Annotated in this window: 20 protein-coding genes and 1 tRNA gene; 14 read left to right on the top strand and 7 right to left on the bottom strand. The window is 57.9% G+C overall.

All coding sequences use genetic code 11. The features are described 5' to 3' along the window. Positions 1 to 48: 48 nt before the first annotated feature. From ACQ4WL_RS05410 to ACQ4WL_RS05380, 7 genes are all read left to right on the top strand, one after another. A complete protein-coding gene (locus ACQ4WL_RS05410; RefSeq protein ID WP_436508578.1) occupies positions 49 to 1,263 on the top strand; it encodes a BaiN/RdsA family NAD(P)/FAD-dependent oxidoreductase in 1,215 nt (404 codons plus the stop codon). 183 nt (positions 1,264 to 1,446) lie between these two features. Then, entirely contained in the window at positions 1,447 to 1,659 is a 213-nt protein-coding gene (gene rpsU / locus ACQ4WL_RS05405) for a 30S ribosomal protein S21 (protein ID WP_008451879.1), read from the top strand. Positions 1,660 to 1,870: 211 nt separating this feature from the next. Next, positions 1,871 to 2,323 (top strand): GatB/YqeY domain-containing protein, encoded by a 453-nt coding sequence (locus ACQ4WL_RS05400; RefSeq protein WP_058049818.1) that lies wholly within the window; start codon positions 1,871 to 1,873, stop codon positions 2,321 to 2,323. 130 nt (positions 2,324 to 2,453) lie between these two features. Beyond that, complete coding sequence (dnaG, locus tag ACQ4WL_RS05395; protein WP_436508576.1) at positions 2,454 to 4,250, top strand: DNA primase; 1,797 nt, start codon at positions 2,454 to 2,456, stop codon at positions 4,248 to 4,250. A 464-nt stretch (positions 4,251 to 4,714) separates the two neighbouring features. After that, positions 4,715 to 6,955, top strand: coding sequence for an RNA polymerase sigma factor RpoD (rpoD, locus tag ACQ4WL_RS05390; RefSeq protein ID WP_436508575.1), 2,241 nt, complete (start codon positions 4,715 to 4,717; stop codon positions 6,953 to 6,955). A gap of 107 nt (positions 6,956 to 7,062) precedes the next feature. Then, positions 7,063 to 7,141: transfer RNA gene (locus ACQ4WL_RS05385), tRNA-Ile, on the top strand. A gap of 100 nt (positions 7,142 to 7,241) precedes the next feature. Continuing rightward, complete coding sequence (locus ACQ4WL_RS05380) at positions 7,242 to 7,577, top strand: FKBP-type peptidyl-prolyl cis-trans isomerase (protein ID WP_436508573.1); 336 nt, start codon at positions 7,242 to 7,244, stop codon at positions 7,575 to 7,577. Positions 7,578 to 7,593: 16 nt separating this feature from the next. Here the strand turns inward: ACQ4WL_RS05380 and ACQ4WL_RS05375 are convergent, their stop codons facing one another. Then, positions 7,594 to 8,070, bottom strand: a complete 477-nt coding sequence (locus ACQ4WL_RS05375) for a DUF2726 domain-containing protein (protein ID WP_436508571.1) — start codon at positions 8,068 to 8,070, stop codon at positions 7,594 to 7,596. A 97-nt stretch (positions 8,071 to 8,167) separates the two neighbouring features. Next, the gene (locus ACQ4WL_RS05370) at positions 8,168 to 8,881 is read right to left on the bottom strand and encodes a YjjG family noncanonical pyrimidine nucleotidase (protein ID WP_436508569.1); all 714 of its coding nucleotides are present in this window, start codon (positions 8,879 to 8,881) and stop codon (positions 8,168 to 8,170) included. A 125-nt stretch (positions 8,882 to 9,006) separates the two neighbouring features. On the opposite strand from ACQ4WL_RS05370, the gene ACQ4WL_RS05365 reads away from it, so the two are divergent. Next, positions 9,007 to 9,693, top strand: coding sequence for a pyridoxine 5'-phosphate synthase (locus ACQ4WL_RS05365; RefSeq protein ID WP_436508567.1), 687 nt, complete (start codon positions 9,007 to 9,009; stop codon positions 9,691 to 9,693). Next, positions 9,662 to 9,730 (top strand): hypothetical protein, encoded by a 69-nt coding sequence (locus ACQ4WL_RS05360; protein WP_436509095.1) that lies wholly within the window; start codon positions 9,662 to 9,664, stop codon positions 9,728 to 9,730. The genes ACQ4WL_RS05365 and ACQ4WL_RS05360 overlap by 32 nt, the downstream gene beginning before the upstream one ends. Before the next feature lie 337 nt (positions 9,731 to 10,067). Here ACQ4WL_RS05360 and ACQ4WL_RS05355 read toward each other — a convergent pair whose 3' ends face one another. From ACQ4WL_RS05355 to ACQ4WL_RS05340, 4 genes are all read right to left on the bottom strand, one after another. Then, positions 10,068 to 10,559 carry a DUF4265 domain-containing protein gene (locus ACQ4WL_RS05355; RefSeq protein WP_436508566.1) on the bottom strand — a complete coding sequence of 164 codons (492 nt, stop codon included), beginning with the start codon at positions 10,557 to 10,559 and terminating at the stop codon, positions 10,068 to 10,070. A gap of 312 nt (positions 10,560 to 10,871) precedes the next feature. After that, a complete protein-coding gene (locus ACQ4WL_RS05350; protein ID WP_436508565.1) occupies positions 10,872 to 11,534 on the bottom strand; it encodes a hypothetical protein in 663 nt (220 codons plus the stop codon). 164 nt (positions 11,535 to 11,698) lie between these two features. After that, a complete protein-coding gene (locus ACQ4WL_RS05345) occupies positions 11,699 to 12,418 on the bottom strand; it encodes a Crp/Fnr family transcriptional regulator (RefSeq protein WP_436509094.1) in 720 nt (239 codons plus the stop codon). A 461-nt stretch (positions 12,419 to 12,879) separates the two neighbouring features. After that, the gene (locus tag ACQ4WL_RS05340) at positions 12,880 to 13,098 is read right to left on the bottom strand and encodes an oxidoreductase-like domain-containing protein (protein WP_436508564.1); all 219 of its coding nucleotides are present in this window, start codon (positions 13,096 to 13,098) and stop codon (positions 12,880 to 12,882) included. A gap of 363 nt (positions 13,099 to 13,461) precedes the next feature. Here ACQ4WL_RS05340 and ACQ4WL_RS05335 point away from each other — a divergent pair, with 363 nt between their 5' ends. Further along, positions 13,462 to 15,015 (top strand): DEAD/DEAH box helicase, encoded by a 1,554-nt coding sequence (locus ACQ4WL_RS05335; RefSeq protein WP_436508563.1) that lies wholly within the window; start codon positions 13,462 to 13,464, stop codon positions 15,013 to 15,015. 146 nt (positions 15,016 to 15,161) lie between these two features. Here the strand turns inward: ACQ4WL_RS05335 and ACQ4WL_RS05330 are convergent, their stop codons facing one another. Then, on the bottom strand, positions 15,162 to 16,427 hold the full coding sequence (locus ACQ4WL_RS05330; RefSeq protein WP_436508562.1) for a lipopolysaccharide biosynthesis protein: 1,266 nt from the start codon (positions 16,425 to 16,427) through the stop codon (positions 15,162 to 15,164). 1,246 nt (positions 16,428 to 17,673) lie between these two features. Between ACQ4WL_RS05330 and pseB the strand changes: the two genes are divergently transcribed. The 4 genes from pseB to ACQ4WL_RS05310 are packed head-to-tail and all read left to right on the top strand — an operon-like array spanning position 17,674 to position 21,526. Then, the gene (pseB, locus tag ACQ4WL_RS05325; protein WP_436508561.1) at positions 17,674 to 18,684 is read left to right on the top strand and encodes a UDP-N-acetylglucosamine 4,6-dehydratase (inverting); all 1,011 of its coding nucleotides are present in this window, start codon (positions 17,674 to 17,676) and stop codon (positions 18,682 to 18,684) included. A 9-nt stretch (positions 18,685 to 18,693) separates the two neighbouring features. Continuing rightward, a complete protein-coding gene (gene pseC / locus ACQ4WL_RS05320; RefSeq protein WP_436509093.1) occupies positions 18,694 to 19,851 on the top strand; it encodes a UDP-4-amino-4,6-dideoxy-N-acetyl-beta-L-altrosamine transaminase in 1,158 nt (385 codons plus the stop codon). Then, complete coding sequence (locus ACQ4WL_RS05315) at positions 19,848 to 20,750, top strand: aldo/keto reductase (RefSeq protein ID WP_436508560.1); 903 nt, start codon at positions 19,848 to 19,850, stop codon at positions 20,748 to 20,750. The genes pseC and ACQ4WL_RS05315 overlap by 4 nt, the downstream gene beginning before the upstream one ends. After that, positions 20,747 to 21,526 carry a cytidylyltransferase domain-containing protein gene (locus ACQ4WL_RS05310; RefSeq protein WP_436508558.1) on the top strand — a complete coding sequence of 260 codons (780 nt, stop codon included), beginning with the start codon at positions 20,747 to 20,749 and terminating at the stop codon, positions 21,524 to 21,526. The genes ACQ4WL_RS05315 and ACQ4WL_RS05310 overlap by 4 nt, the downstream gene beginning before the upstream one ends.

Below are 21,526 nucleotides of genomic sequence, written 5' to 3'. Positions count from 1 at the left end.
CCGCAGTTTACAATGGCGTCTTTGTAATCAGCGGTGAGCGGAATTCTTATGGCAAAACAATTTGATGTGGCAGTGATCGGCGCGGGCGCGGCCGGCATGATGTGTGCGGCTGTTGCCGCCCAGCAAGGCAAGCGCGTGGTGTTGATCGATCACGCGGCCAAGCTGGCCGAAAAGATCCGCATCTCGGGTGGTGGGCGTTGCAATTTCACCAATATCAACGCCACCCCGCAAAATTTCCTCTCGGAAAACCCGCATTTCTGCAAGAGTGCGCTGTCGCGCTACACGCCGCAGGATTTCCTCGCGCTGGTGAAAAGATACCGGATCGGCTACCACGAGAAGCACAAGGGCCAGCTGTTTTGCAACGAATCGGCCGAGCTGATCATCGACATGCTCAAGGACGAGTGCGCCGCTGGCGGCGTGCATTGGCGTATGCCGTGCAAGATTGATAATGTTGTCCAGCAAACTGACGGCGGCTTCGTGCTGCAGACCGATAGCGGCGACATCGAGACGGCCAGCATCGTCATCGCCACGGGCGGCCTGTCAATCCCGAAGATCGGCGCCACTGATTTTGCCTACCGCATCGCCAAACAATTCGACCTGGCGATGGTCGAACCGCGTCCGGCCCTGGTGCCGCTGACGTTCGATGCGGACAGCTGGGCGCCGTTCGCGGAATTGTCCGGCATCGCCCTGGAAGTGGATGTGGAAACGGGCAGCCTGAAAGGCCGCAAGGCAACGGGCGCGCGTTTCCGCGAAGATTTGCTGTTCACGCACCGTGGTCTGTCGGGTCCGGCGATTTTGCAGATTTCCAGCTACTGGCTGCCGGGCGAGCCCATCGTCATCAATCTGTTGCCGGAAGTGGACGTGGCGCAGACCTTGATCGAAGGCAAGGGCACCCTGAAGAAGCAACTGGGCAATATCGTCGCGCAATGGCTGCCGCAGCGTCTGGCCGACTGCCTGCTGGCCGTCAACGGCCTGGCGCCGGACGCGCGCATCGCCGACATGCCCGACGCGCAGCTGCGCAAGCTGGGCCAGGCCATCAATGCCTGGTCCATCGTGCCGAACGGCTCCGAAGGCTACCGCAAGGCCGAAGTGACGCGCGGCGGCATCGATACGCGCGAACTGTCGCAGCAGACCATGATGGCCAACAAGGTGCCGGGCCTGTATTTCATCGGCGAATCGGTCGACGTGACGGGCTGGCTGGGCGGCTACAACTTCCAGTGGGCCTGGGCCTCGGGCGTGGCGGCAGGTATTGCCTTGCAGTAAGCAAGTCTGTAGGATGGGGTTCTGGCGCCCGGTGCGCCGGCCCCGGTGCGTGGTTTACGCCACATTCCGGCAGTGATCGCAGGCTGCATGCCGCACGCAAGTGGGGGAGGGGCTTCCCTTTCCGAATAAAAGCTGCTACTATCTATCTCTTCCTATACACCACCTCAACGGTTTGAATTTTACATGACCACTATTCGCCTTAAAGAAAACGAGCCGTTCGAAGTCGCAATGCGTCGCTTCAAACGCACCATCGAAAAAACGGGTCTGCTGACCGAATTGCGCGCACGCGAATTCTACGAAAAGCCAACAGCTGAGCGCAAGCGCAAGCTGGCAGCTGCTGTAAAGCGTCATTACAAACGCATCCGCAGCCAACAACTGCCGAAAAAATTATTCTAAGACTGTTCAGTCAGAACCAACCCGGGTAGTTCGGCGCATTGTTCGCCACGGGTTTTGTTTTGATTCGCCTGGAGTGATACTTCAGATGAGTCGCATACCCGCTCCGGTTCGCCGCAGCGGGTTTTCGCTTTTGTGGCTGCCTGCTTAGTGTGCACACACGAGCACCGAACCACACGAGCATCGAACCCCACTTACCAACACGAGGATTGCCATGAGCTTGAAAGAACAAATTACCGAAGACATGAAAAACGCCATGCGCGCCAAGGAAGCGGGCAAGCTGGGCACGATTCGCCTGTTGCTGGCGGAAATCAAGCGCAAGGAAGTCGACGAGCGCATCGAATTGACGGATGCCCACGTGACGGCCATCGTGGAAAAGATGATCAAGCAGCGCAAGGATTCGATCACCCAGTTCGAAGCCGGTGGCCGTGCCGACCTGGCCGACATCGAAAAAGCCGAGCTGGTGCACCTGGCGGGCTATATGCCTGCCGGCCTGTCGGACGAAGAAGTGGCGGCCGAAGTGGCGGCTGCCGTGGCCGCCTCTGGCGCCGCCGGTCCGCAAGACATGGGCAAGGTCATGGCCATCGTCAAGCCGAAGCTGGCCGGTCGCGCCGACATGACGGTTGTTTCCGCCCTGGTCAAGAAAGCCCTGACGCCGGCAGCGTAAGCATGCAATAGTAGTAATCGGCTGCCGGCCCATGCTGGCAGCCGCTCAAATCGCCCACACGTTGACCTGGCTCAACCTCAGGCCACGTGCGGTAGTATAGTCTGACCTATAACAAGACCCGCCCTAGCCAGTGATACCTCAATCCTTCATTTCCGATTTGCTCAACCGCGTCGATATCGTCGATGTCGTGGGCCGCTATGTGCAACTGAAAAAAGGTGGCGCCAATTTCATGGGCTTGTGCCCGTTCCACAGTGAAAAATCGCCCAGCTTTACCGTCAGCCCCACCAAGCAGTTCTATCACTGCTTCGGCTGTGGCGCGCATGGCACCTCGATCGGCTTCCTGATCGAGTACTCGGGCATGGGTTTTGTCGACGCCGTCAAGGATCTGGCGCAGAACGTGGGCATGGTCGTGCCGGAAGCGGACGACAAGATCCCGCCGGCCCAGCGCGCGCAAATCCAGGCGCAAAGCATGGCCCTGTCCGACGCCATGACGCAGGCCTGCGATTATTACCGCGGGCAATTGCGCCACGCGCCGGAAGCCATCGCCTACCTGAAGAACCGGGGCTTGACGGGCGAAGTGGCCGCTCGCTTCGGCATGGGTTTTGCGCCCGGCGGCTGGGACAACCTGCGCTCCGTCTTCCCCGATTACGACGTGGTGGCCCTGGCTGAAGCCGGTCTCGTGATCGACAAGGTCGACGAAGAGGGTAACAACCGCAAGCGCTACGACCGTTTCCGCGAACGCATCATGTTTCCGATTCGCAATACCAAGGGCCAGGTCATCGCTTTTGGTGGCCGCGTGCTCGACCATGGCGAGCCGAAATACCTGAACTCGCCGGAAACCCCCTTGTTTTCCAAGGGATTCGAACTATATGGGCTGTTCGAGGCGCGCCAGGCCATCCGCGACGCCGGCTATGTGCTGGTGACGGAGGGCTACATGGACGTGGTGGCGCTGGCGCAGATGGGTTTCCCGCAAGCGGTGGCTACCCTGGGCACGGCGTGCACGCCCACGCACGTGCAAAAACTGCTGCGCCAGACCGATAACGTGATTTTCAGCTTCGACGGCGACAAGGCTGGCCGCCGCGCCGCCCGCCGCGCGCTGGAAGCGAGCCTGGCCCACGTGTCGGACAATAAGACCATCAAATTCCTGTTCTTGCCGTCGGAACATGATCCGGACAGTTATATCCGCGAATTTGGCACCGAAGGTTTTGAGCAGCAAGTGCACGAAGCCATGCCGCTGTCGCAGTTCCTGCTCAAGGAAGTGTCGGGCGAGCATGATCTGTCCGAACCGGAAGGGCGCGCCCGCGTGCAGTTCGACGCCAAGCCCCTGCTGCAGTTGATGGCGCCGTCGTCGTTGCGTCTGCAAATCGTGCGTGGCCTGGCGCAACTGACGCAGTCCACGCCGGCCGAGATCGAAGCCCTGTTCGAGCTGGCGAAGCCGGTTGCCGTGGCGCGCCGCGCGCCGCCGAAATCGGGTCGCCCCGTGCCAGTGGGGCTGGAATTGAAGATCATGCGCATGCTGGTGGCGCATCCGCCCCTGAGCCTGCGCATCGACGAGGCTGCCCTGACCGCTTTCCAGCATCTGGGGCCGGATGCGGCCCATAGCCTGGGGCAACTGGTGGCCGTGGGCCAGGCGCTGGGCGAGCACGGCAGTTTTGCCGCGCTGGCGCAGCAGTTGAAGGAGCTGGGCAGCGAATACGACGAGATCATCGGCGAGATCGCGGCCGGCACGGAATCCGATTACGACAGCGAATTGTCGTGGCTGGTGAGCACCATCCGCGAGATCAAATTGAATGCCTTGAAGGCGGAATTGCAGCAATTGTTTGCGTCGGGTTTGCCATCGGAGAAAATTGGTGTACGCTACCGCGAAATCACGCAGGAGCAAGGCGAGTTGGAGCGTGAGCGCGATGCCGAGTTGGTGAATCGCTAATCTTGCTCTGGGGGTATCGCGCGCACTGGAAAAACATTTTTCGCGTGCTATAATTAAATGCTAAGTATTGTGTGCTTTGGCAAGCTAGTTCTGTTTCGTAAATAGTATTTGTTTTCAGTAAGTTAGGCTCTTGATCGGCGCGGTGGATCGTGTCGGCAGCCAGAGCCAACTGGCGTTTTCGGCGTTGCGGGCATGGCTTGCAGACGCTGGCAAGCCGCGCCAGGCTCTCGCTCCCAACGCGGTCGATGCAGGAATTTTTGCCGAGGCGGCTGGCAACAGCCGGTGGACAGGAATTGCTGCGCTTCCCGCGGATCGTGGCCGATGAGGTGTAAGTAACGTAACAGTGTCGAATTTGCGTTGTCGGCAGGTTCGAAGATGGTGGTTCCCGCAGGTAGACAGGGAACTGGCAGCAAACTTTATCCTAATCCACCGTAAAGCAAGTCGTTGTGTAATCGAAAGCGCCTGTGCCAATCAAGAAACCCGAATCCAAAGCGGCTGCAAAGCCCACTAAAGTTACCACGAAAGCCGAAAAGGCGCTCGACCGGCCAGAAGCACGCGTGACCAGCGCGCCCGTGGTCAGCCAGACTACCGATGCTGCCACCCTGGCGGCCATCGATACGTCCGGCTATGTCTTGCCGTCGGTAAAAGTGCCGGGCCGCCGCGGCCGCAAGCCAAAAGAATTCCAGCCAGAAAATGATGAAGTCGCCGCGCTGAACGCCGTTGAGCGGGCCGAACTGAAGGCCGTCGACAAGGCCAAGGCCAAGGACCGCAAGGCGAAGGAGCGCGCGCTGCTGAAAGACGCGTTCTCGTCCGACACGGAAGCGAGCGAGGAAGAACTCGAGCGCCGGCGTCAGAAACTCAAGACCCTGATCAAGTTCGGCAAGGAACGCGGTTTCCTGACCTACGCGGAAATCAACGATCACTTGCCTGAAAACATCGTCGATCCGGAAGCCATCGAAGGCATCATCGGTACCTTCAATGACATGGGCATTGCCGTCTACGAACACGCGCCCGATGCGGAAACGTTGTTGCTGTCCGATAACGTTGCCGTCGTCACCAGCGACGACGAGGCGGAAGCAGCGGCCGAGGCCGCATTGTCGACCGTCGATTCCGATTTCGGCCGCACCACCGACCCGGTGCGCATGTATATGCGCGAGATGGGTTCGGTCGAACTGCTGACGCGCGAAGGCGAGATCGAGATTGCCAAGCGCATCGAAGATGGCTTGAAAGACATGATCCAGGCCATTTCTGCCTGTCCCGTGACGATCGCCGAGATTATCGCCGCCGCCGACCGCATCGCCAACGAAGAGATCAAGATCGACGAAATCGTCGACGGCCTCGTCGATGACAACGAACCAGTCGCCGCCGCTCCTGTCGCTGCCGCTCCCGTCGAAGAAGACGAGGAAGAAGGCGAAGCGGAAGAAGAGGAAGTCGAAGAAGAGGAAGAGGCGAGCGCTTCGGGCGCCGCCGGTTTCTCGGCCGAGCAGCTGGAAACCCTGAAACGCACGGCGCTGGAAAAATTCGCCGTCATTTCGCAGCAGTTCGACAAGATGCGCCGCGCTTTCGAAAAAGAAGGCTATAACTCCAAGCCCTACGCCAAGGCGCAGGAAGCCATTTCGCAAGAGTTGCTGGGCATCCGCTTCACGGCCAAGGTGGTGGAAAAGCTGTGCGACACCTTGCGCGGCCAGGTCGATGAAGTGCGCCATATCGAGAAGCAGATCCTCGACGTGGCCGTGAACCGCTGCGGCATGCCGCGCGCCCACTTCATCAAGGTCTTCCCGGGCAATGAAACCAACCTGGACTGGGTCGATGGCGAAGTCAACGCAGGACACGCGTACAGCGCCATCCTGGGCCGCAACATTCCGACCGTCAAGGAACTGCAGCAACGCCTGATCGACCTGCAGGCGCGCGTCGTGCTACCGCTGCCGGACTTGCGCAACATCAACCGCCAGATGGCGGCCGGTGAAATGAAGGCGCGCAAGGCCAAACGCGAAATGACGGAGGCGAACTTGCGCCTGGTCATTTCGATCGCCAAGAAATACACGAACCGCGGCCTGCAATTTCTCGACCTGATCCAGGAAGGCAATATCGGCCTGATGAAGGCCGTCGACAAGTTCGAGTATCGCCGCGGCTACAAGTTCTCGACCTATGCGACCTGGTGGATCCGCCAGGCCATCACACGCTCGATCGCCGACCAAGCGCGCACGATCCGCATTCCCGTGCACATGATCGAGACGATCAACAAGATGAACCGGATTTCTCGCCAGATCCTGCAGGAAACGGGCGCGGAACCCGATCCGGCGACCCTGGCGATCAAGATGGAAATGCCCGAGGACAAGATCCGCAAGATCATGAAAATCGCCAAGGAACCGATCTCGATGGAAACGCCGATCGGCGACGACGACGATTCCCACCTGGGCGACTTCATCGAGGACAACAACACCCTGGCGCCGGCCGACGCGGCCCTGCACGCGTCCATGCGCGGCGTGGTCAAGGATGTGCTCGACTCCCTGACGCCACGCGAAGCGAAAGTGCTGCGCATGCGTTTCGGCATCGAGATGTCTACCGACCATACGCTGGAAGAAGTGGGCAAGCAATTTGACGTGACGCGCGAGCGCATCCGCCAGATCGAAGCCAAGGCGCTGCGCAAGCTGCGCCACCCATCGCGCTCCGACAAGCTGAAAAGCTTCTTGGAAGGCAACTAGAAGCCAATAGGGCTTGACGTGCGCCCCTGATACCCCTATCCTCGCGTGTCCGTTTCCAAAACGGCCGCGAGGCGGGTTTCAACAACGCCGCCACGCCGCAGTCCCCCGGGCCTCTAGCTCATGCTTGGTTAGAGCAGCGGACTCATAATCCGTTGGTGCCGTGTTCGACTCACGGGAGGCCCACCAGAATTTAGCAGCAATGGAATGAGCCCCGGCGGGTGACTGCCGGGGCTTTTTCGTGTTGTCGCACAATCGCGGCATGGCGATTGATGAGGGATGAAACGAGATGACGGCTGAAGTGAAGATTGACGATATCGTGGTGGGTGATGGCAAGGTGGCGGCACGCGGCGCGCTGATCACGGCCCACTACCGGGGCTGGCTGGAAGATGGCACGGAGTTTGACTCGTCGCACAAGCGGGGCGAGCCTTTTCGCTGTGTGTTGAGCAATAACAAGGTCATTCAGGGCTGGATTCTGGGTTTGCACGGCATGCAGGTCGGTGGCACGCGCAAGCTGTGGGTGCCGGCGCATCTGGCGTATGGCGAGCGGCAGGTGGGTTTGATACCGCCGCATTCCAATTTGATCTTCGAGATTGAGTTGCTGGAAGTGCTGACGCGCGATTGATGTCTGGATGGTGTCATCAGGCAGATACGACACCGGCTTTTTTTAGCAGCAGTTTTTCGATGTCGGCGCGCAGCGCCTGCTGGGTAGGGAAGTTTGCATAGCGCAAGGTCACATAACCTGCCAGCCTGAGTATGGCGTCGCGTTCCTTGTCTTGGCGTTCGCGGCCGGCGTGGCTGCTGTCGTCGAGCTCGATCACGGCGAGGACATTCAACTGCTTGCTACACAGGAGAAAATCGGCCACCTTGCGGTCGAAACGGTTTCTGTTTGTCCATCCCTGCGCCGTTACCAGCGCGGAAAACGCCACTTGCGCCAGCACCGTGCATTCCGGCAAGGCCGTTTGCAGCAGGTGGTACATCTGCTGCTCGCGCGCCGTCATGACGGGTTTTCTTTGCAGCCGCAGCGGCCTGCTGGACTTGGCAGCCTGGCGCTTGCCCAGCATGACAAAGAACAGGATAAAGGCCGCGATGGCGAGCAGGACGATGAAGGGAGGCATGGGCTGGCACCGGGATGGATGAGTCCTGATGGTACGCGAGTAGCGGCGTGTTTTCGTGCCGCTGCCAGCGTATTTCAGGTGGTGTGCTTGTGGAAGATCAAGCCTGTTTCAGCTTGACTTGCATCAGGTCCAGCGCCGGCACGATGTCATGCAGACTGGACACTTCACAAGTGGGGATGGCGGCTGAGGTATTGGCCATGCTGTCCGGGTTGAACCAGCAGCTGTCGATGCCGTAGCGGTTGGCGCCGAGGATGTCGGCGTCGAGGCGGTCGCCGATGATGATCGTTGTTTCCTTGCGGAATGCGCGCGCCATGTTGGCGGCGTATTCAAAGAAGCGCACGTCCGGCTTGGCGTGGCCGCACGCTTCGGAGGTGGCGACGAAGGTGATGTAGTCGCTCAGGCCGGACGCGGCGATACGGCGGTTCTGGATGGACTCGACGCCGTTGGTGATGATGCCCACTTCACCGATGCGCGACAGCGTTTTACACACTTCTCTGGCGCCATCGATGAGCACGACCGTGTCCGGCAGCGAGTCCAGATACAAACGGCTGGCCAGTTCCGGGTCGATGGCGATACCGCTCAGTGCAAACGTCTTGCGGAAGCGTTCCACCTTCAGGAAATCCTTGCTCACGTCGCCCGTCTCGAAACGTTTCCACAGGTCGACGTTGATCGCCTGGTACTGGGTGAATAGTCCATCGATGCCGTCACGCAAGCCCAGTTCGTGCATGGTGTGCAGGAACGAGCGTTTCTCGGACGCCCTGAAATCGAGCAGGGTATCGTCCAGGTCAAACAGGAATAGCTGGTAGGTCATGGTATGTATTGAAAGGAACTTGTCTTGCATCGTAGCACGTAGTGCTGAGTTCGGTTGGTCATCGCCTGCACGGGCGATCCGCTACAATCGCTGCCAGACCTGTCCCCCCCACTTCACTCCTGCTCATGACCCAGCTCTCCGTCAACGTCAATAAAATCGCCCTGCTGCGCAATTCTCGCGGCCGCAATTTCCCCGACCTGCTCGCGTTTTCCGCGCGCTTTCTCGATCTGGGTGCAGCCGGCATCACCTTGCACCCGCGCCCGGACCAGCGCCATGCGCGTTACGACGATGTCGCCCCGTTGCAGCGCCTGTGCGCGGAGCGGGGACGCGAGTTGAATGTGGAAGGGTATCCGACGGCGGAATTTCTGCAGGTCGTGAAAGATGCGCGCCCGGCGCAATGCACGCTGGTGCCCGACATGCCGGGGCAATTGACGTCCGATCACGGTTGGGATATCGAGCAGCACGCAGCGTTGTTGCGTCCCGCCATTGCGCAATTGAACGAGCTGGGCATCCGCGTCAGTCTGTTTGTCGATGCCGATTATCCGGCGCTGGAATGGGCGCGCGAAGTGGGGGCGGCGCGGGTCGAGCTGTACACGGAGCGGTTTGCCGAGAGTTATGGCGGTGCGCAGGCCGATGCCGTATTTGACACGTATTTGCAGGCGGCGCGGCGGGCACAGGCGTTGGGCTTGGGCGTGAATGCCGGGCACGACCTCGATTTGCACAACCTAGCGCTTCCTGGACATTCCCGGCATCCTGGAAGTGTCGATCGGCCATGCATTGGTGGTCGAATGCATCGAACTGGGCATGGATAAGGTGCTGCGCCGCTACCTTGAGATATGTCAATTGTAGGAGCCTTGGGTGGCGACGCTGGCCGGCCGCTACATGGCCCGTCTTCGATGCCGTTTCCAGCGAGCACCCGGCGCTGGCCGGACTGCAGTCCGTTTGTCTTCTTCGCGCCAAAGCGATGAGGCGCGGGCGCCAGTGAGGTGTCTGACCAGGGTAACGCACTCGCCATTTCCCACGATTGGCTTTGCATAGTCGGCACGCGCAATGTAGGGCATAGCGTTTCTCTCAGTGGTTGACGATAGCGAGAGCGTACGCAGGGCGCGGGCAAGCAGCTTGATGTGTGCCAGAGCAATACGGAGCATTGACATGTGTCATGGCCCTGCCTGGTGCACGGGCATGCTTACCTATCTACCCACCAGTTGAGCAAGGTTTCATCATCGTCGTCATCGAGGTTGACGTAGATATTGGCGAAGTACCATTCCACGCCCGTCGCTGTGCGGAAGGCGTCGAAGGGGCCGTTGACTTTGTAGATGCCGTGGTGTCCCGGCACGCTAAAGGTAAGATTGCCTTTGTACTGTCCGTCCATGGTGCCGTTCAGCTGGCTTTGCACGTCGCGTTCGAGCTGGTCCACTGCTCCTTGCGGCACGTTGTCGGCGTAGATCTGGATGCAGAAGTTGCCGCCGCGCTTTAATACTTCTGCGGGGGCGAGCGGGTCGGCGATGCTGATGATGTCGCCGCGCGCCAGGTTCAAGGTCAGGCCGGGCGAGGCCAGCAGTTCATAGACGTGCTCGTCGATCTGGCGTGCCGGCAGGGTTTCATACACGGGGCCGCTGGTATTTTCGCCGGCCAGTACACGGATGTGCGGCAAGCCTTCGCAATTGATGTCTTCCATTCATTCTTTCATAGTGCCGGCGCGCTGCGCTGCGCGTCGCGCCAGGGAGGGGTTTATGGCAATATTGTACCGGGTACTTGCCAGCTGGCCGGGTACGCAAGGCTGCAAACGAGGAGACGCAATGGAGAATGCGGTGCAGGCAGGCGGCTGTTTATATGGCGCCGTGCGCTTCGACGTAACAGGCGAGGGCAGCAATCCGCACAGCTGTTCGTGCCGCAATGCCTGGCCTGCGGCGCCGCTTCAAGAACCCTGGATATGCAAAAGGCACGCCGTAGCGTGCCTCGATATCGTGCCTGGCGGGTTGGCGCCAGCTTAGAAGCGGTAGCTGGCGCTGATGCGCAGCACCGGATACGCCTTGAAATCCTTGACCTTGTCGGCCAGTTTGTCGTTTTCAGCGGCAACGTCCGTTTTCAGGGCGGCGCACACCAGCGGGTCGCAGCCGGTATTGCGCAGCGCGGTTTTCGGCGAACCCTGGAACAATACGCCGATGTCGCTGGAAATGCCCCAGCCGGCTTCTTTCACCGGGTTGCCCCAGCCGATGCCGATATAGGGCGCGACCTTGCGGAAATCGATGGTGCCGTCCAGCTGGCCAGCGCTGGCTGCCGTATAGGTGTTGCCGTTCAGTGTGTAGCTGCCGTTTTTGTTCGGCTTGCCTTTGGCATCGATTTTGTTGCCGTTGTACACGACGCCGGCGCTCACGCGGAAGGCGCCGTCCATGGGGAAGTAGTCAAGCAGGGCGTCGAAGGTGCGCAGCTTGAGTTTCAGCTTGTAGTCGACGTCGTCGGTGCTGGAGTCGTAGGAGTAATTCAGGAAGCCGACGCCAAAACGGGCATTCAGATTCGATTGCAGCGGCACGCTCAGGTGCGCGCCGACGCCAGTCGTACCCACGTCGGCGGCGATGGCTATTTCTGCCTGGGCTTGGCTTGCGCAGAACATGCCTGCCAGCAGGGCGGCGATCAAGTGTTGCTGTTTCATGCTTACGTACTCCAGTCGTTGGTCAAACCACGCGTCAAATACGCCAATGGAAATTAAAGTTTCTATGTGGTAATTTCAACGAGAATGATAGAGGCTGGATTGTTGCAAGGCAAGACTGGCGGTGCAAGGTGTTGCTTTCCTGTCGCACGACCTTGCGACGTGGCTTAATTATGTGCGCTGATCCCGCTGCGGAATTGTTCGAAACCGGCGCGCGCTGCCTTGTAGCAATTGCCGGCGGCCGTTTCCAGGCCTTCGCGGTCGAGCACTTCGACGGTGCCGCGGCGGTACTGGATCAAGCCTTCGTCTTGCAGTTTGCGGGCCGTGACGGTGACGCTTTCGCGGCGCACGCCCAGCATGTTGGCCATGGTGTCTTGCGTCACCTTCAGCTCGTTCGACAGGGAGCGGTCGAGGCGGTCCAGCAGCCAGCGGCACAGCTTTTGTTCGATGCTGCAATGACGCCCGCCCACCACATTCTGCGCCATTTGCGCAAACATGGCGCTGGTGTAGCGCATCAGCAATTGGGCCAAGGCGCCGCCTTCATTGAACACTTCGCGCAGGAAGGCTGTTTTCAGGCGGTAGCCGTAGCCGGCCGTCTGCACGATGGCAGTGCAGGTGGCGCGCTCGGCTTCGTACAGCACTACGCCAGCCACGCCTTCGCGGCCGATGACGGCGATCTCGGTGGTGGCGCCGTCTTCCATTACATACAGCAGGGAAACGATGGCGTTGGTGGGGAAATACGTGTATTCAATCTTGCCGCCGCAATCGAACAGGTGCTTGCCGGCAGGTAACGCGACCAGTTCCAACTGGCAAAACAGGCGCTCCAGATCGGCGCGCGACAAGGCGCGCAGCAATTCGTTCTGTTGCGCGCCTGTGATGCTGATCATGGGCGTGGCGGGAGCGGCTTGCCAGTTGTGCTGGGCGGCGTGGCTATGCGTTGCTGGGGTCAGGTTGCTATAAGCTTTGTACATGGTAGGGCCTCGTCTTCTGATTTTGTTGGATGGCGCTGCTTTTCTGGCTTGCTAGCGTTGTGCTGAATCTTGTATCCACTATAGGACGAGGAGACGCGGACGGGCATCGGATGAGCCGACGCGCTTATGTAGGCTAGGAACATTGCCTCGTGTCATCCGACTCCTACGCCTGCTTCCGTATTTCCTTGTGGAACAACTCAGCGATTTCCGCTGCTGGGAACTGACGCCCATGCTGGCCGTGCAGGATGCCGACGTGAGGCTGAAGAAAACGCGCATGATCGACGTTGCCAGTACTGCCGAGAGGGGGCCGCCGCGCCGGTCAAGCCGCCTGCTGCCGTGGTGTCGGCGGATGTGTGGGAAAGCTTTTAATTAAGAAATTAAGCGCGCTTGCGCGGTGTTTTGATGCCTTGGGTGGCAGGCGTGGCAGCGGCTTGCTGGCGCTGCTGCCACGCCCTCAGGGCCTCTTCGTAGGCGGCCAGGTCTTCCTGGTACATTTCCAGCACGCAAAAGGTGCAACCGCTGTGGCAGCACTCGTCATTGCTCGGCTTGCTGGGCGCTTGCGGTTGCGGATCGTGGGGCAAAGGCGGGGTGGGCATGGTTGGGGCAGGCGACGGCGGAGCTGGCATCGGAGCAGGCATCATACGGCATTCCGGCGTGCCATTGCTGGAACGCTTTTTGCTCAAAAATCACGGTTTCCGTGTACAGTTGCGGTGAATTAGGGTATCGTTTACAGCACTGATATTGTATCTTCTGCGCGCGATGTTCCGCCGGCGCGATCTCCGCCGCCATCGCAGCACATCTCTTCGACGCTCCCGCATACGCCATACAGCATGTCCCGGAGCACGGAGGTGCCGCAAGAACGATGATCCATGGCTTGCAAGACGGAGCTGCCTGTGCCCCGAAATGTTGTTTATTGAGAAAGCATGGCTTCCGCAGTGCGGAGGCACACCAGAAAATTTATGTCTGAAACCGAATCGACTCCTACGCCCAGCCCGGCGATTGCCCCTGAAGCGGCACCCGTTACCGCTGCACCTGCACCTGCACCTGCCGCATCCGCTGCCCCCAGCCTGACTTTTGCCGACTTTGGCCTCGCGCCTGAAATCCAGCGCGCACTGACCGATCAGGGTTACACCCATCCGACACCGATCCAGGAACAGGCCATTCCCGTGGTGCTGCAAGGCCGCGATGTGATGGGCGCCGCGCAGACGGGCACCGGCAAGACGGCCGGCTTCTCGCTGCCGATCATCCAGTTGCTGCTGGCCCACGCCAGCAGCAGCATGTCGCCCGCCCGCCATCCGGTGCGCGCGCTGATCCTGACCCCGACCCGCGAACTGGCGGTGCAGGTGGCCGAAAACGTCAAGGCTTACGCCAAGCACACGCCGCTGCGCTCGACCGTCGTTTTTGGCGGCATGGACATGAAACCGCAAACCGTCCTCTTGCGCGGGGGCGTGGAAATCGTCATCGCCACGCCGGGCCGCTTGCTTGATCATATCGAGCAAAAGAACATCAGCCTGAGCCAGGTGCAGATGCTGGTCATGGATGAGGCCGACCGCATGCTGGACATGGGCTTCTTGCCGGACTTGCAGCGCATCATCAACTTGCTGCCGAAGCAACGCCAGAACCTGATGTTCTCGGCCACGTTCTCGCCAGAAATCAAGAAGCTGGCCGCAACCTTCCTCAACGATCCGCTGACGATCGAAGTGGCGCGCAGCAACCAGACGGCCGACAAGGTCACGCAAGTGGTCTACAAGGTGACGGAAGACCAGAAACACGCCGTGGTGGCCCATTTGCTGCGCCAGCGCGACCTGAAGCAGGTCATCATATTTTCGAATACCAAGATCGGCGCTTCGCGCCTGGCCCGCGTGCTGGAGCAGGAAGGCATGAGCGCCACGGCGATCCACGGCGACAAGAGCCAGCAGGAACGCATGGCAGCGCTGGAATCGTTCAAGAAGGGCGAGATCGATGTGCTGGTCGCTACCGACGTGGCGGCGCGCGGCCTGGATATTTCTGACTTGCCGTGTGTGATCAATTTCGACTTGCCGTACAACGCGGAAGACTATGTGCACCGCATCGGCCGTACGGGCCGCGCCGGCGCCTCGGGCGACGCCATTTCGATCTATTCGGATAAAGACGAGCGCTTGCTGGCCGATATCGAGAAACTCATCAAGCAAAGCATCAAGCGCGGCGAATTGACGGGCTTTAATCCGGCTCCTGCCCGCAGCAGTGACAGCGAGCGCCGCCCGCCGCGCCGGACCGAAGGTAGCGAGGCGCGTCCCGCACGCACCCCCGAGAGCCGCCATGCTGGGGACAGCCGCGACAGCCGCTCTGCCGAGCGCAGTAGTACGCGTCCCGCCTTTGGTCCTGGCGCCCGCCGCGAAAAGGCCGATCCCTGGTTCCTGAAGCCGTATGAGCCCGCCAAGGCAGCGGCCCCCGCTGCCGCCAGCATGGCGCCTGTCGCGGCCAAGCCGAAGCAGAGGGTGGCGGCGTTGCTGGGTGGGTTGTTGAAGCAATAGTTGCTCTGCTTACCGACGCATCTGTAGCGTCGGCGCGCATGGCAATCAGCCTTATCGGTATGGCATGCAATAAAAAACCGGCAATACTCACAGAGTATTGCCGGTTTTTTTTATTGCTGCAGATACCGCTAGCGAACAGCCAGACTTTATTCCAGTAGATTGCGCTGGTTGTTCTTCCACCAAGTACGGCCGCCAATGATGCAGGCCGACAAGACGAGCCCCAAGACCAAACTGATCAGCAGAGCCTGCAGCAGGCTTCCTGCACGCTGCTTGGGCAGGTTGGGGCCGGCAATGAAACGGCTTTTTTCCAGATATAGGTTAATTGCATTTTTATTACTAATAGTGATACGATTGAAAACTTCCTTGGTTACCTCATCATTCAGGTCTTTATCCTTGAAGAGTGCCACTTTGATGGGTTCCAGTCCGCGCAGAATGGCTTCCCCCGAGTTGCTCCCGTTTAGCAACTCTTTAGCCTTGGCATAATACTCACGGAATAACATGAGTTGCATTTTTTCGCGCCGGATTTTTAGCAATTCTTCTTTTGTTTCTGCTATTTCGATTTCATTGGTCATCAACTGGTTAGTTGGCGACAGATAGCGTGCGGTTTCCTCGGTAATAGACACAACCTGGCGCACGCCTTGTGCCGCTGGCGCCGGATAACGCGATACAACGATTTTCAGATCGCTATTTTTACGTGATAATTCTTCAATTTTTTTGTTTTGCTCAATAATGTCATTATCAAGTTGCGTGATCTTTGCCGAAATCTCGGTATCCTTGAAGCGCATCAGGTCAGCATAAATCTGATAGATGATCGTGTCCATGGCATAGTTGCCCAATAACGCCACGCCTTTTTGCGCAGATTCCGGCGTTGCCGCCGTGTACATGATGCGCAGGCCAATGATATTATTACTGTCTTCCTTATTGGTTTCCATGCCGAATTCTTTGGCATCGAGCTTGGTGAAAGGGAAAACCGGCTCGATCAAGGTAGCGATACCTTCGCGTGAACTGCTTTTTAGCAGCAGGGCTTCAGCGTCGGCATTTCCAGAAAGCTTGGTTTGCGCAAAGTAGTCCGCATATCTGTCTGCGCTGTTGTATACCGCTGCGTAACGCTTGTAGTTCGCCAGAGTAATTCCCGATAGCGGTTCTTTTGCCTTCTTATCCACAATGGGTACAATGGGGATTGCGCCGCCAAACTGGAAAAATCCTTCGCTTTTGTATTTTCCTGTGACTACGGCAATGGAAAGGCCCAATACCATGGTCAGTGCCGTAATGCCGGCGACCGTGCCGCGCGAGCGCCATAATGCCACCGCCAGATCGCTCAGATTGAATCCGTCGTCACGTATATTTTTCGCGGAGGATTGAGTGTGCGTATTCAGAGAACTTTCTTTCATATCGCTGTTTTCGATAGACATTTTATTGCTTTCAATTATTCTGTATGGGATGTGTCAACCTGGTAAGGTGCGCATTGGTTCTAAGTGACTGCCTAACTGGCCAGTTGATTGATCGCACTCAATCGCTTGGGCTAACCTGATTTGTTGGTGGCCTTTGAATTGCTAACTGGCATGTGCAATGCTGGCTATGTCTGGAGTCTGTCAAGTGAAGTACTGCAACACTCTGGTTCGGAGCGGCGTCGTCGCATGTATCAGATTTGCTCATAGTTGCTGAAAGCAGATTGATGGAGGCGAGTAGGTTACAGTTCAAAACTTAAATGTAAGAAATGTCTTCCAGTAAGCTCATTCAACGCGAGGGCGCGCACCATGTCCAGCGAACAACATTATAAAGCTTCAGGTGCCGTTCGCCATGAATAATTGTGACAAGGTGTAAAAGCACGCTGTTTCATTGGCAAAAGCAGGTTGCAAGCGTATATCATTGTGACTATCGGGTACTCATGTCTGTTACGGTGTCTTCTTTTGCGATTTTAGTTGCATTTTATGTAATCACTTGTGTGCGGCAGATGGGGGGCAGTGCTTCCAGCGCGCTTACAACTTGCGTTGCAGTTTGCGGTTCCTGTGTACGGTTGCATGAGGCGTACATGGGGCAATAATTGCTTGAGGTGGTGCATGGCTGCTTCGGCTGCCATGGCTGCAGCACTCTTCGTTTTGGGTGTCGACTTACCCCTTCTGGCCAAGTTGCTGCATGCCTCCGTAGGCGTCGTGTTATGTCCAGCATGCTGGTGGCAGTGGCGCGGGCATATTACGTTGCTATGTAGCAAGCGGGGAAAACATGGCAGAGTGTGGTTTTCTATAGAAAAAACCGTATTTCTGACAACACAATAATGTTAAAATACAGGGAAATTTACAAAGCAACAATGAAGTATCTCTCATTGTGGTTTTAAATTCACAAGTTTTGGCTAGGAAATTTTTATTGACGATAAGTCAATATTTCGGAATCGCCTAGTGTCTTGAGCCTGGCCCTATTTCCAATTTCGGCAATGGTTGGCGCTTCTCTTGTATCCCTTAAGTGCCATATTTTTGGCGCATTTTCGATTGTAGCCACGATCAGATAGTACTGAGTACCAAACCACTGATGGCATTGCCCAGGATGTGATTTTTTTTGCAAAATTCATGATGCATATCTGTCGGATGTGAATTTTTTGGCAATATAAAGTATTCGGTGCTGTAATTCATCCTAATTTTGTCATTTAAATCAACTATAAAAATGTTATCAGATAAGTCTATTCTTATTACCGGCGGAACGGGTTCGTTCGGCAAGGCCTTTGTCAAAACCGTGTTGGAACGTTATCCGACCATCAAGCGCCTCGTGGTATTTTCGCGCGATGAACTGAAGCAGTTTGAAATGGCGCATGAGTTTTCGGACGAAAAGTATGCCGGTATCCGTTATTTCATCGGAGATATCCGCGACGAAGCCCGTCTGCGCCGCGCGCTGGAAGGTATTGATATCGTGATTCATGCTGCTGCGCTGAAGCAAGTGCCAGCAGCGGAATATAACCCGTTCGAATGCATCAAAACCAACGTATTGGGTGCACAAAACCTGATCGAGGCTTGCCTGGATACTAATGTGCAGCGCGTAGTTGCGTTGTCTACCGACAAGGCTGCCGCCCCGATCAATCTGTACGGCGCTACCAAGTTGTGCTCGGATAAGCTGTTCGTTGCAGCAAATAACATCGTTGGCCATCGCGATCTGCGTTTCAGCGTTGTGCGTTACGGTAATGTGATGGGCAGCCGCGGGTCGGTGATTCCATTCTTCCTCGAACGTCGCGCGACGGGTGTCCTGCCGATTACTGATACCGCCATGACTCGCTTCAACATTAGTCTGCAAGAGGGCGTGGACATGGTATTGTGGTCGCTCGAGAACGCCTGGGGCGGAGAAGTGCTGGTGCCGAAAATTCCTTCCTACCGCATCACTGATGTGGCTGAGGCAATTGGTCCCGAATGCAGCTTCCCTGTTGTTGGCGTGCGTCCGGGCGAAAAGATTCATGAGGAAATGATCACTTCCAGCGACAGTTTTAATACCGTTGACATGGGCAAGTATTACGCCATTCTGCCGATGAGCGCCAAGTATTCGACGCAAGAGTATTGCGACAAGATGGGCGCCAAATTGGTGCCGCCGGGTTTCTGTTATGACAGCGGCAGCAATACCGATTTCCTGAGTAAAGAACAATTGCGCGAGTTGATCCAGGCTCACGTTGACCCAACTCATACCGCGTAAAACATGACGATGATTCCTTACGGCCGACAGGATATTTCCGAGGCCGATATTCAGGCTGTCGTCGATGTCTTGCGCTCCGACTTTCTGACGCAGGGGCCGGCGGTGCCGGCGTTTGAGCAAGCGCTGGCTGCATATTGCGGTGTATCCCACGCGATAGCGGTCAATAGCGCGACGAGTGCTTTGCATATCGCATGTCTGGCATTGGGAGTCGGCCCCGGGGATCTGGTCTGGACCAGCCCAAATACCTTCGTTGCCAGTGCGAATTGCGCCTTGTATTGTGGCGCCGATGTCGACTTTGTCGATATCGATGCGCGCACCTATAACTTGAGCGTGGGGGCGTTGGCACGGAAGCTGGCGCAGGCGAAGCTGGCAGGGCGCCTGCCGAAGGTGGTCATCCCCGTGCATTTGACGGGGCAGCCTTGCGATATGCTCGCCATCCATGCATTGGGCCAGGAATATGGCTTCAAGATTATCGAAGATGCTTCGCATGCCATCGGCGGCAAGTATCGTGGCGAACCCATAGGCAATTGCCGCTACAGCGACATTACCGTCTTCAGTTTTCACCCTGTGAAGATTATTACCAGTGCCGAAGGCGGCATGGCGACCACGCAAGACGCACAGCTGGCGACCAGCCTGCAGCAACTGCGCAGCCATGGCATTACGCGCGACCCTGAACTGATGACACATGCGCCCGATGGCGCATGGTATTACCAGCAGGTCACGCTCGGCTACAACTACCGCATGACCGACATGCAGGCGGCGCTTGGCCTGAGCCAGATGGCGCGGCTCGATGACTTCGTGGCGCACCGTCATGTCATGGCACGCCGCTATGATGCCTTGCTGGCAGATTTTCCTGTCATCACGCCATGGCAGCATCCCGCCGGTTATTCGGGCTTGCACCTGTATGTGATCCGCCTGCAGACCGAGCGCTTGACGCAGACGCACCGCGACGTCTTCGATTCCCTGCGCGCGCAATCGATCGGCGTCAATCTGCACTATATTCCCGTGCATATTCAGCCTTACTACGAGGCAAAAGGCTTCAGGCTTGGCGATTTCCCGGAAGCGGAACATTATTATTCGCAAGCCATCAGCCTGCCTATGTATGCCACCTTCACCGAAGAGCAGCAAGACCGCGTTATCGAGGCCTTGCGGAAAGCGCTGAAATGAAAATAGGCTTGGGCGCAGTTCAGTTCGGGCTCGATTATGGTATCGCCAATACGGCAGGCAAGGTAAGCGAAGGGGAAGTGGCGGCGATTCTGGCCGCTGCGGCCCAGCTGCAATTGACATTGATCGATACGGCGGCACTGTATGGCGACAGCGAGGCGGTGCTTGGCCGCGCAATGTCGCCTGCCGCGCCTTTCGATATTGTGACTAAGACACCGCAGTTTGCCGGTTCGGCATTGAGCGAGGTGGAGGCGCAGCAACTGGAAGACAGCCTGCACGCCTCGCTGCGCAAGCTGCAGCGCCCCAGCGTCTATGGCCTGCTGATCCACCGCGTCGACGATTTGTTGTTGCCCGGGGGCGAAGTGCTGATGGCCCGCATGGCGCTGTTGAAGCAGCGGGGCCTGGTCAGCAAGATTGGCGTGTCCGTCTATACCGGGCAGCAGATTGATGCCGTACTGGCGCGCTTCCCGATCGACCTGATCCAGCTGCCCATCAACGTGCTGGACCAGCGTTTGCTGCATAGCGGACATTTGCGCAAATTGAAACAGGCTGGTGTCGAAATACATGCCCGTTCCGCCTTCCTGCAAGGCTTGCTGTTGATGGCTCCCCATGAATTGCCGGCCCATTTTGACGGTGTGCGCGAGCATTTGGCCGCCTATCACCGTTTTATTGCCGGACAAGGTTTGACGCCGCTGCAAGCCGCGCTGGGCTTTGTGGCCGGGTTGGAGGAGATCGACCAGGTGGTATGTGGCGTTAATTCCAGTGTGCAACTACAAGAAATATGCGCGGCGACCGCACACACGGCCGCAGGCGCCGCGCGCGAAAACTATAAGGCGTTTGCGATCAGTGACGAAGCGATCGTCAATCCAGCCTTGTGGCAGCGTGCAAAGGGAAAATCATGATATTGGCAATATTGCAAGCCCGTGTTTCGTCGTCGCGGCTGCCAGGCAAGGTGCTTAAGCCTTTGCTGGGCGAGCCGATGCTGCTGCGCCAGATCGAGCGTTTGCGCGACGTGCGCCAGATCGACCAATTGCTGGTGGCAACGAGCCGCGAAGCGTCGGATGACGCCATTGAAGCATTGTGCGCGGCTAACGGCATCGCTTGCTTCAGGGGCGATCTGAACGACGTGCTGGAGCGTTTTCACCAAGCGGCGCAAACGTTTGCGCCCGAGCATATCGTACGCCTGACGGCCGATTGTCCACTGACCGACCCGGCGTTGATCGACGAGGTCATTGCGTTTTATCTGGCCGGCGGCTACGACTACGTCAGCAATAGTGTCGAGGCCACCTATCCGGATGGCCTCGATGTGGAAATTTTTCGTGCCTCTTGCCTGGATGAGGCGTGGCGCGAAGCGTGTCTGCCATCGCAGCGCGAACATGTCACTCCGTTTATTCACCAGCAATCCGAGCGCTTTAAGGTGGGCGTGTATCGTAGCGCCACGGATTTGTCGCACTTGCGCTGGACTGTGGACGAGCCGAAAGATTTCGAACTGGTTTCCATGATTTATGACGCGCTGTACCGGAAAAACACGCGGTTTTCAATGCAGGATGTTCTGTCCCTGCTGGAGCAGCGCCCCGAATTAGTAAATTGGAACACCATGCATGGACGTAACGAGGGATATCAAAAATCGCTCGACGCCGATGCCGTACCGACTACCCCCTCCACCATAGAGAACTAA

The organism is Janthinobacterium kochi (genome assembly GCF_051380715.1).
In the GTDB taxonomy this organism is placed as follows: Bacteria; Pseudomonadota; Gammaproteobacteria; order Burkholderiales; family Burkholderiaceae_D; genus Janthinobacterium.
This window is presented reverse-complemented; position numbering and strand designations above follow the sequence as displayed.